Annotated in this window: 10 protein-coding genes; 5 read left to right on the top strand and 5 right to left on the bottom strand. The window is 72.6% G+C overall.

The genetic code is table 11. From position 1 onward, the window contains the following. Positions 1 to 131 precede the first annotated feature (131 nt). The 4 genes from ACFWNV_RS37600 to ACFWNV_RS37615 all read right to left on the bottom strand — a co-directional run bounded on the left by ACFWNV_RS37600 (position 132) and on the right by ACFWNV_RS37615 (position 4,416). The gene (locus tag ACFWNV_RS37600; RefSeq protein WP_383956164.1) at positions 132 to 1,250 is read right to left on the bottom strand and encodes a diguanylate cyclase domain-containing protein; all 1,119 of its coding nucleotides are present in this window, start codon (positions 1,248 to 1,250) and stop codon (positions 132 to 134) included. Between the two features lie 138 nt (positions 1,251 to 1,388). Beyond that, positions 1,389 to 2,171 (bottom strand): enoyl-CoA hydratase/isomerase family protein, encoded by a 783-nt coding sequence (locus tag ACFWNV_RS37605; RefSeq protein WP_383956167.1) that lies wholly within the window; start codon positions 2,169 to 2,171, stop codon positions 1,389 to 1,391. A 24-nt stretch (positions 2,172 to 2,195) separates the two neighbouring features. Continuing rightward, the gene (locus ACFWNV_RS37610) at positions 2,196 to 3,401 is read right to left on the bottom strand and encodes an adenylate/guanylate cyclase domain-containing protein (RefSeq protein WP_383956170.1); all 1,206 of its coding nucleotides are present in this window, start codon (positions 3,399 to 3,401) and stop codon (positions 2,196 to 2,198) included. Between the two features lie 136 nt (positions 3,402 to 3,537). Further along, entirely contained in the window at positions 3,538 to 4,416 is an 879-nt protein-coding gene (locus ACFWNV_RS37615; RefSeq protein WP_383956173.1) for a biotin--[acetyl-CoA-carboxylase] ligase, read from the bottom strand. A gap of 131 nt (positions 4,417 to 4,547) precedes the next feature. Here ACFWNV_RS37615 and ACFWNV_RS37620 point away from each other — a divergent pair, with 131 nt between their 5' ends. From ACFWNV_RS37620 to ACFWNV_RS37635, 4 genes are all read left to right on the top strand, one after another. Continuing rightward, positions 4,548 to 6,143, top strand: a complete 1,596-nt coding sequence (locus ACFWNV_RS37620) for an acyl-CoA carboxylase subunit beta (protein ID WP_383956176.1) — start codon at positions 4,548 to 4,550, stop codon at positions 6,141 to 6,143. 43 nt (positions 6,144 to 6,186) lie between these two features. Beyond that, entirely contained in the window at positions 6,187 to 6,396 is a 210-nt protein-coding gene (locus tag ACFWNV_RS37625; protein WP_383956179.1) for an acyl-CoA carboxylase epsilon subunit, read from the top strand. A gap of 106 nt (positions 6,397 to 6,502) precedes the next feature. Further along, entirely contained in the window at positions 6,503 to 6,637 is a 135-nt protein-coding gene (mmpB, locus tag ACFWNV_RS37630) for a morphogenic membrane protein MmpB (protein ID WP_279346700.1), read from the top strand. Between the two features lie 43 nt (positions 6,638 to 6,680). Continuing rightward, entirely contained in the window at positions 6,681 to 7,289 is a 609-nt protein-coding gene (locus ACFWNV_RS37635) for a Maf family protein (protein WP_383956182.1), read from the top strand. Here the strand turns inward: ACFWNV_RS37635 and ACFWNV_RS37640 are convergent. Continuing rightward, positions 7,270 to 7,884 (bottom strand): hypothetical protein, encoded by a 615-nt coding sequence (locus ACFWNV_RS37640; RefSeq protein WP_383956185.1) that lies wholly within the window; start codon positions 7,882 to 7,884, stop codon positions 7,270 to 7,272. The genes ACFWNV_RS37635 and ACFWNV_RS37640 overlap by 20 nt on opposite strands. A 418-nt stretch (positions 7,885 to 8,302) precedes the next feature. Here ACFWNV_RS37640 and ACFWNV_RS37645 point away from each other — a divergent pair, with 418 nt between their 5' ends. Beyond that, positions 8,303 to 10,057 (top strand): acetyl/propionyl/methylcrotonyl-CoA carboxylase subunit alpha, encoded by a 1,755-nt coding sequence (locus ACFWNV_RS37645; protein ID WP_383956188.1) that lies wholly within the window; start codon positions 8,303 to 8,305, stop codon positions 10,055 to 10,057. The last annotated feature ends 48 nt before the right edge of the window (positions 10,058 to 10,105 follow it).

A 10,105-nucleotide genomic window follows, 5' to 3' on the forward strand; every position in this document is an offset into this window, starting at 1 on the left:
GCCCCAGGGGGTCCGGGCGCAGCCCGGCACCCCCTCAGCCCGTCCGGCGCTTGAGGACCGGGCCCCGTCGCCCGCCCGGGCCACGGGCAGCCCCCGCCCGGGCGACGGCCAGCCCGGGCCCGGGCCACGGGCTACGCCCGCCCCCGGAAGCGGCGGCGCTCCCCCGGGCCCCCGGGCTCCGCGTCGGCGAGGCGGACCACCGCCGTGTCCCGCCCCGCGACCACCGGCTTCGCCGACCGCGCCGCCTTCGCCTTGTACTGCGCCGCATCCGCGAGCCGGAACAGCCGCCGGGAGGATTTCACCGGCCCGATCGGGTCCCCCGTGGAGGCGACGCCACAGGCGACCCCTTCCCCCAGCTCCAGCTCGGCGGCCCGCTGGCAGACCTCATCGGTGACCCGTACCACCTCGTCCGCCGAAGGCCCGACGCTGACCAGGCAGAACTCGTCCCCGCCCAGTCGGGCCACCAGCGCCCCCGGCAGCATCGCCCCGCACAGGCTGAGCACGGAGCCGAACCGTTCCAGCAGCCGGTCGCCCATCGCGTGCCCGAGGGTGTCGTTGACCTTCTTGAGGCCGTTCAGGTCGCAGACGACCAGGCTCACGACCACCTCGCCCCCGCCCCGCCGGTGCTCCTCCAGCGCCTCGTCGAGCCGCATGTCCACGGCCCGCCGGTTGGCCAGTCCGGTCAGCGGGTCGGTGAAGGCGAGCCGGCGGGCCTCCTCCAGCCGGTCGCTCTGCGCGAGCCCGGCCGCGATCACGGCCGCGAGGACGGTGGCGAACTCCGCGTCGTCCTCGTCGAAGTCCGCCATGCCCTCGTCCCGGGCCACGTACAGCTCGCCCCAGGCCCGCCCGCTCAGCACGATCGGGGCCACCACGCAGGTACCGCGCCCGCGGCGCCGCAGCGCCTCGCCCCGGCGTCCCGGCCGGTCGCCGACCGCGCTGTCCACCCAGGCGTGGGGTCCGCCGCCGCCGACCCAGCGTTCGTGCAGGAACTCGGTGATCTCGGGGAAGTCGTGGACGGGGTACGACTCGTCCTCGGGGAACTCCTCCTCCCCGTCCCTGCGCTCCCCCTCGTTCACGAGCACCCGCAGGCGCCCCCGTTCCCGCTCCCACGCGGAGATCGCGGCGAACGACCCGTCCATCGCCAGCCTCGCCCCGCGCGCGGCGGCCCGCACGCTGTCCCGCGGCGCGCATGCGGCAGCCATGGCCTGCGCGAGGCCCACAACGGCTCGAAGCCGCCCGTCAACACCCATCACCCCAGGTTAGGGGTTTTGTCCGATTTAGTGACAATTGGCGCGACATTCGGTGGCATCAAGATCACAAAGGGTCACGAAGCGTGACGCGGGATGCGGGACGCAGGATGCGGGATGCGGGCCCGCGGGGCCCGCCCCTCACACCCCGGGCCACTCCGGCTTCCGCTTCTCGTTGAACGCCGCCACGCCCTCGGCCCGGTCCCCCGAGAAGGCCACCGTCCGCCAGGCCGCGTCCTCGATCTCCAGCCCGGCCGTCAGGTCCATGCCGTGCCCGAGCCGCAGCGCCCGCTTGGCGGCCCGCAGCCCGACCGGGGAGTTCGCCGCCATCGCCGCCGCCATCGCCAGGGCCGCCTCGCGGTCCGACCCCGCCGGCACCACCGAGTCCACCAGCCCGAGGGCCAGCGCCTCCGCGGCCTCCACCCGCCGCGCGGTGAAGATCAGCTCGGCGGCCCGCGCCGCCCCCACACGCCTCGGCAGCAGCTGCGTACCGCCGCCGCCCGGGATCACCCCGACCGACACCTCGGGCAGCCCGACGACGGCCGTCTCGTCGGCCACGATGACATCGCACGCGAGGGCCAGCTCGAAGCCGCCGCCCAGCGCGTACCCGTGCACCGCCGCGATCACCGGCATCGGAAGCTCCAGCACGCCCCCGTACGCGCCCCGCGTGGTCGGCCGCTGCCGCAGCAGCTCGGCGTCCGAGAAGGAGTTGCGCTCCTTGAGGTCCGCGCCCACGCAGAACGCCCGCTCGGCGGTCGAGGAGAGCACGACCACCCGTACCGACGGGTCCGCACCCAGCTCCGCACACGCGGCGCCGATCCCCCGCGCCATCTCCGTCGACACGGCGTTCATCGCCTTGGGCCGGTCCAGAACCAGCTCGGCGACCCCGCCCTCATGCCTTCGCACCACGACAAATTCGGACACAGGGGCCCTCCCGGTTAACGAACGTTATCCGGGGATCTTAGGGCTCCGCCGCGTCAGCGACCAGGGTTCCACGACGCCGAGGCCGCGCACCGGGCGCTGGAACATCGGCTGGAGCGCGAAGCGGTAGGTGCCGCCGCCCTCCTCGTTCTCGGCTTCCTTCTCCGAGACCGGGGCCGCGCCCGTGCGGCCCAGTTCCTGGGCCATCGCGCCGTCCACCAGGACCGCGTCCTTCGGCGCTATCGACGTCAGCCGCGAGGCCAGGTTCACCGTGGTCCCGAAGACATCGCCCATCCGGGTGGTCACCGTTCCGAACGCGATGCCCACGCGCAGCTCGGGCATCTGCGGATCGGCTTCCATCGTCTCGATCAGCCGCAGCGCGATCTCCGCCGCCGTGGCCGCGTCGTCGGCGCAGTACAGCACCTCGTCGCCCAGCGTCTTGATCAGCCGGCCGCCGTGCGCCGCCACCAGGTCCGCCGAGGTCGTCTCGAAGGATTCGACCAGCTCGCCGAGCTCCTCCTCCTCCAGCCGCCGGGTCAGGCGCGTGAAGCCCACCAGGTCGGCGAAGCCCACCGCGAGGCGCCGGTCGACCATCTCCTCGTCGTCCGCCACCTGCACGACCCGCCCGGTCGCGGCCGCGAGCTGGCGCCGCCACACGTAGACGAGGAACTCCTCCAGCTCCGGCAGCAGCAGCTCGACCAGCGGGTACGTGACCTCGGTACGGGTCATCCCCGGCTCCGGCGGCTCCGTCAGCCCCTCCAGGAAGGAGTCGATCTGCCATTCCGCGAGCCGGGCCGTGGTCTGCCCGGTGGACCGGGCGACCTGGACCGCCATCGGCTCGCTGAGCAGCCCGGCCTCGACGAGGCCTGCGAGCCGGCGCAGCGCCAGTACGTCGGCCTCCGTCAGGGCCCTGGCCTGGCCGATGTCCGCGAAGCCCATGGCCCGCCAGAAGCGGGAGGCGAGCTCCATCGAGACCCCGGCGCTGCGGGCCGCCTGGAACGGGGTGTACCGGCGCTCGGCGCCCAGGATCAGCTGCTCCAGGCGGATGGCCAGCGGGTCGGCCGTCGGCTGGGCCGTGTGGTCGACCTCGTGGTGGGGAGTGTGCTGCTCGCGCCCGATCGGGGTGGAGTGGACTCCGGAGCCGCCGGGAACGGCGGAACTGCCGGAGCCGCCCGCACCGCCCGTCGCCGTCGCGGGGGCGGGCGCGCTGGACCGAGGGTCGTCGACGGTCAAGGGCCGCCTCCTGTCCATTGCCGTGCGCACTGCCGAACCGGGTGATCACCGCGAGGACCGGGATCGCCTAAACCATACGGCAGGTGTGCCGTAGCTCACTCCCCTGCTCCGTCACCCGGGGCGCTCCCCCCGCGGGCTACCGCACCGACCGCAGATGGACGACGTCCCCTGCCCCCACGGCCTCGTGCCGGTCCTCGGCCGTCCGTACGACGAGCCGTCCGTCGGTGTCCACCGCTTCGGCCGTCCCGGTGAGCGTGCGCCCGCCCGGCAGCTCGGCCCGCACGTGCTTGCCGAGGGTCGCGCAGCCCGCCGCGTACGTCTCCTGCAGACCGCTGGCCGCGGGATCGCCGCCGGCCTCCCGCCAGTTCCCGTACCACTGCTCCAGGGACCGCAGTACGGCCCTGAGCAGCGGGTCCCGGTCGGTGACGGTGGCCTTGGCCAGGGCCAGCGACCCGGCGGTGTCCACCGGGAGCTCGGCGTCGGTCAGGGTCACGTTGAGCCCGATCCCGAGAACGACCCCGTCGCCCACGCGCTCGGCGAGGATCCCGCCGGTCTTGCGCTCCTCCCCGTCCACGGTGACCAGCAGGTCGTTGGGCCACTTGAGGGCGGTGTCCACGCCGGCGGCGCGCGAGAGCCCGGTGGCCGTGGCCACCCCGGCCAGCAGCGTCAGCCAGCCCCACCGCTCCTGCGGCACCGCGGGCCCGGGCTTCAGGAGTACGGAGAAGAACAGTCCGGACCGCGCGGGCGCGACCCAGCTCCGGTCGAGCCGGCCCCGCCCCGCGGTCTGCTCCTCGGCGACGAGCACGGCCCCCTCGGGGAGCTTCGCGGCCCGTGCGGCGAGATCGCTGTTGGTGGACCCGGTGGAGGCCACCACCTCCAGCGAGCTCCACAGCCCCTCGCCGGTCACGAGGGCCCGCTGCAGCGCGGCAACGTTCAGCGGCGGCCGGTCCAGACTCGACCAACGGCCCGCGGCGGCTCCACTCGAAGCCCCGCCTGATGCATCTGATGGCGTCATGCAACCCAGATTAGGTGTGTCAAACGCCGCACCGCCGAGCGCCATGCCCGCCGATACGCTACGCACCAGTAGCTAGTAAAAACCAAGTAAGTCACCAGGCAGTTGACACCACGCAGGGAGCCGCGACCCCGATGTCACAACCGTCAGAGCCGATCGACATGCACACCACCGCGGGCAAGATCGCGGATCTGCAGCGCCGCGTCGAGGAAGCCACCCACGCCGGCTCGGGCCGGGCGGTGGAAAAGCAGCACGCCAAGGGCAAGCTGACGGCGCGTGAGCGGGTGGCCCTGCTGCTGGACGAGGGGTCCTTCGTCGAGCTGGACGAGTTCGCCCGGCACCGGTCGACGAACTTCGGGCTGGAGAAGACCCGGCCGTACGGCGACGGAGTCGTCACCGGCTACGGGACCGTCGACGGGCGGCCCGTCGCCCTGTTCTCGCAGGACTTCACCGTCTTCGGCGGGGCCCTCGGCGAGGTCTACGGCCAGAAGATCATGAAGGTGATGGACTTCGCGCTGAAGACCGGCTGCCCGCTGATCGGCATCAACGACTCCGGCGGCGCCCGCATCCAGGAGGGCGTCAGCGCGCTCGGCATGTACGGCGAGATCTTCCGCCGCAACGTCCACGCCTCCGGTGTGATCCCGCAGATCAGCCTGGTCGTCGGCCCGTGCGCCGGCGGGGCCGTGTACTCCCCCGCGATCACCGACTTCACGGTCATGGTCGACCAGACCTCGCACATGTTCATCACCGGCCCGGACGTGATCAAGACCGTCACCGGCGAGGACGTGGGCTTCGAGGAGCTGGGCGGGGCGCGCACCCACAACAGCACGTCCGGCGTCGCGCACCACATGGCGGGTGACGAGAAGGACGCCATCGAGTACGTGAAGTCGCTGCTCTCCTACCTCCCGTCGAACAACCTCTCCGAGCCCCCGGCCTTCCCCGAGGAGGCCGACACCGAGGTCTCCGAGAGCGACCGCGAGCTCGACGTGCTGATCCCGGACAGCGCGAACCAGCCGTACGACATGCACAAGGTGATCGAGCACGTGCTCGACGACGCGGAGTTCCTGGAGACCCAGTCGCTCTTCGCGCCGAACATCCTCACCGGCTTCGGCCGCGTCGAGGGGCACCCGGTCGGGGTCGTCGCCAACCAGCCGATGCAGTTCGCCGGCTGTCTGGACATCGACGCCTCCGAGAAGGCGGCCCGGTTCGTCCGGACCTGCGACGCCTTCAACGTCCCGGTGCTGACCTTCGTCGACGTGCCGGGCTTCCTGCCGGGCACCGACCAGGAGTACAACGGAATCATCCGCCGCGGCGCGAAGCTGATCTACGCGTACGCCGAGGCGACCGTCCCCCTGATCACGGTCATCACGCGGAAGGCCTTCGGCGGTGCCTACGATGTGATGGGCTCCAAGCACCTCGGAGCCGACCTGAACCTCGCGTGGCCGACGGCCCAGATCGCCGTCATGGGCGCGCAGGGCGCGGTCAACATCCTGCACCGCCGGGCGATCGCCGAAGCGGAGGAGGCCGGCACGGCCGAGGAGACCCGGGCGCGGCTCATCACCGAGTACGAGGACGCGCTGCTGAACCCGTACACGGCCGCCGAGCGCGGCTACGTCGACGCGGTGACCATGCCGTCCGAGACCCGGGCGCACGTGGTGAAGGGGCTGCGGCAGCTGCGCACCAAGCGCGAGTCGCTGCCCCCGAAGAAGCACGGCAACATCCCGCTCTAGGACGCCAGGACGCAAGGACTCTAGGACGCTAGGAGGCAGTCCCGTGGTGATCAAGGTCGTCAAGGGGAACCCGACCCCCGAGGAGCTGGCCGCCGCACTGGCGGTGGTCCGAGCGCGCGCGGCGGCCCTCGCGTCGGAGCCGTCGGGCGCGGCGCGGGTGACCGACGCGTGGGCGGCGCCGGGCCGGGTGGCCCGGCGGACCCTGCCGCGCCCGGGACCGGGCGCGTGGGGCCGTACGTACTGGCCCGCGTAACCGCGGCCGTCATGCCGGTGCCGTCATGAAGATGACGTGAACTGCCCGTGGCGCCTGAGTACCCGTACTCAGGCGCCACAGGAGTGCTCGGGGCCAGGATCAGTGCATGCTCTGGTCAGACCCGAAGAACGAGCCGCCGAAGGACATGCGCGACGCCGCGGCGATGGTCCGGCGGATGACGGTGATCGTCGTCATCGCGATGGTCGTCGTGGTGTACGTACTGGGCGTGGGCGGTTTCTGAGCCCTCGCCGGGCCGCGGGCCGGCCGCCCCTACGATGGCAGGCATGACTGCTGCCCCCCGCCACGCCCTGGTCCTCGCCTCCGCTTCGCCCGCCCGGCTGAACCTGCTGCGGCAGGCCGGGCTCGCCCCGCACGTGATCGTGAGCGGCTTCGACGAGGACGCCCTGACCGCCGACTCCCCGTCCGAGCTGGCGCTCGCGCTGGCCGAGGCGAAGGCGGCCGTCGTGGCGGCCCTGGACGAGGCCGCGGGCGCCCTGGTGATCGGCTGCGACTCGGTGCTGGAGCTGGACGGCGAGGCGCTGGGCAAGCCGGCGGACGCCGAGGAGGCCACGGCCCGCTGGAAGTCGATGCGCGGGCGCGCCGGGGTGCTGCGCACCGGGCACTGCGTGATCGACACGGCGAGTGGCGCGAAGGTTTCGGCCACGGCGTCGACGACGGTCCGCTTCGGCGAGCCGACGGACGCGGAGGTGGCGGCGTACGTGGCGAGCGGGGAACCGCTGCACGTGGCGGGGGCGTTCACCCTGGACGGGCTGTCGGCCCCCTTCATCGAGGGCATCGACGGGGATCACGGCAACGTGATCGGGATCTCCATGCCGCTGCTGCGCTCACTGCTGGCCGAACTGGGCGTGTCCATCACGGACTTGTGGGCTTGACCTCCCCGAGCCTGCCGAAGTCCCCGAATTCCGCGAGCGGATGGCCCGGCGCCGCGTCCCGCACCTCGGGGCCGCCGCCGGGGCCATCGAAGCCACCCGGCCCGCCGGAGCCGCCCGGGGGCCCGCCAGAGCCCTCCGCGGGGCCGCCGGCGGTCTGCGCGGTCCCGGCCGCGCCCTTGGCCGCGTAGAGCGTCAGGCTCAGCACCAGCAGGCAGAGGATCAGCATCATCACCGCGAAGGCGCCCCAGCCCACCAGGCCGACGACGAGGGCGCCGAGCAGTCCGTGGGTGACGGCGGCGCTGACGAGGAGCACGCGCGCGAAGGCGCCCGGGGCCCGGTCGCGGGCGGCGGCGAGGGCGAGGAACACCGCGCAGGCGAGCAGGAACAGGGCCATGCCGGCGCCCAGCGCATAGGTCGCCTTGGACATGACATCCGGATCGGCGCCCGCGATGGACATCGACTGGTTCTCGGTGGTCCGGCCGAGGACGAGGTGGACGAAGCCGAGCACCGCCGCCTCCACGACGAGTACGACCGCGGTCGCCCCGGCCACGGATCTCCGCAGCACCGAGCCACCCACGCCACTCACACCAGCCACGACGCCCCCACCCCGCATGCACAAGCCCGTTCGACGCCTGGAGGCTACTAACGGGTAAACCTCGGGACAAGGGGCCGGGGCCGCTTCGTTACGGTCGGGCCGCCGCAGGGCGACACCCCGGCGACGACGCGGCGGCGACACGGCGACGGCACCCCGCCCGTGCAGGGAATGCGTGGGCCGTTCGTAGGGATTCGACAAAGAATCACCCCGGCCCGCTGACCCGGGGAACAGAGACCCCGGACACACGGCAGGGTTACTGTGCAGTCGGGGATCCCCCTGACATGGGGCGCCACAAGGGTTTTATCGACTCGGGATCGACTCGGATCACAGTCCGTGTGGGCAAGGTCACCACCGGGGAAGGGTCGAAAGGCCGTGTGGGCTGTCCCTAAACTCAGCTTGTTTCAAGGAGGGAGCCATCGTGCGCAAGGTGCTCATCGCCAACCGTGGCGAAATCGCAGTCCGCGTTGCTCGGGCCTGCCGGGATGCCGGGATCGCGAGCGTAGCCGTCTACGCCGACCCGGACCGGGACGCTCTGCACGTCCGCGCGGCCGACGAAGCTTTCGCGTTGGGCGGTGACACCCCGGCCGCGAGCTACTTGGACATCTCCAAGATCCTGCAGGCCGCAGCCGACTCCGGTGCGGACGCCATCCATCCCGGATACGGCTTCCTGTCCGAGAACGCCGAATTCGCGCAGGCCGTCATCGACGCGGGCCTGATCTGGATCGGCCCGCCGCCGCAGGCCATCCGCGACCTCGGCGACAAGGTCGCCGCCCGCCACATCGCGCTGCGCGCCGGCGCTCCGCTGGTCGCCGGCACGCCGGACCCGGTCTCCGGATCGGACGAGGTCGTCGCCTTCGCCAAGGAGCACGGCCTGCCCATCGCGATCAAGGCCGCCTTCGGCGGCGGCGGTCGCGGTCTGAAGGTCGCCCGGAACATCGAGGAGATCCCGGAGCTCTACGACTCCGCCGTGCGCGAGGCCGTCGCCGCCTTCGGCCGCGGCGAGTGCTTCGTCGAGCAGTACCTCGACAAGCCGCGGCACGTGGAGACCCAGTGCCTGGCCGACTCCCACGGCAACGTGGTCGTCGTCTCCACCCGCGACTGCTCGCTGCAGCGCCGCCACCAGAAGCTGGTGGAGGAGGCCCCGGCGCCGTTCCTGACCGAGGCCCAGAACGCCGAGCTGTACGCGGCTTCGAAGGCGATCCTGAAGGAGGCCGGCTACGTCGGCGCCGGCACGGTCGAGTTCCTGGTCTCCGCCGACGGCCTGATCTCCTTCCTGGAGGTCAACACCCGTCTGCAGGTCGAGCACCCGGTCACCGAAGAGGTCACCGGCCTCGACCTGGTCCGCGAGATGTTCCGCATCGCGGACGGCGAGGAGCTCGGCTACGGGGACCCGGTCCTGCGCGGCCACTCCTTCGAGTTCCGCATCAACGGCGAGGACCCGGGCCGCGGCTTCCTGCCGGCCCCCGGCACCGTCACCAAGTTCGCCCCGCCGACCGGGCCGGGCGTCCGCCTGGACGCGGGCGTCGAGTCCGGCTCGGTCATCGGCCCGGCGTGGGACTCCCTGCTCGCCAAGCTCATCGTCACGGGTGCCACCCGCGAGCAGGCCCTCCAGCGGGCGGCGCGCGCGCTGGCCGAGTTCGAGGTGGAGGGCATGGCCACGGCCATCCCGTTCCACCGCGCGGTCGTGGTCGACCCCGCCTTCACGGCCGACCCGTTCACGATCCACACCCGCTGGATCGAGACCGAGTTCGTCAACGAGATCCCGGCGTTCGTGGTTCCCGCCGCGGAGGACTCCGAGGACGAGCCGGGCCGCGAGACCGTGGTCGTCGAGGTCGGCGGCAAGCGCCTGGAGGTCTCCCTCCCGTCCTCGCTGGGCATGACCCTGGCCCGTACCGCGGCCGCGGGCGGCGCGAAGCCCAAGCGCCGCGCGGCCAAGAAGTCCGGCCCGGCCGCCTCCGGCGACACCCTGGCCTCGCCCATGCAGGGCACGATCGTGAAGGTCGCGGTCGAGGAGGGCCAGCAGGTCAACGAGGGCGACCTGATCGTCGTCCTCGAAGCCATGAAGATGGAACAGCCCCTGAACGCCCACCGCTCGGGCACCATCGTGGGCCTCGCGGCAGAGGTCGGCGCGTCGCTCACCTCGGGCGCGGCGATCTGCGAGATCAAGGACTGACACAGCACGACACGAAGACGGCCTGCTCGCCCCCGTTCGGGGGCGAGC

Origin of the sequence: Streptomyces sp. NPDC058401 (assembly GCF_042722885.1) — a bacterium.
Taxonomy (GTDB): domain Bacteria; phylum Actinomycetota; class Actinomycetes; order Streptomycetales; family Streptomycetaceae; genus Streptomyces.

Bases quoted from the DNA above. Each gene is read 5' to 3' on its own strand.
- ACFWNV_RS37600 (WP_383956164.1), bottom strand. From the start codon at position 1,250: ATGGGTGTTGACGGGCGGCTTCGAGCCGTTGTGGGCCTCGCGCAGGCC.
- ACFWNV_RS37615 (WP_383956173.1), bottom strand. From the start codon at position 4,416: ATGACGCCATCAGATGCATCAGGCGGGGCTTCGAGTGGAGCCGCCGCG.
- ACFWNV_RS37620 (WP_383956176.1), top strand. From the start codon at position 4,548: ATGTCACAACCGTCAGAGCCGATCGACATGCACACCACCGCGGGCAAG.
- mmpB (WP_279346700.1), top strand. From the start codon at position 6,503: ATGCTCTGGTCAGACCCGAAGAACGAGCCGCCGAAGGACATGCGCGAC.
- ACFWNV_RS37635 (WP_383956182.1), top strand. From the start codon at position 6,681: ATGACTGCTGCCCCCCGCCACGCCCTGGTCCTCGCCTCCGCTTCGCCC.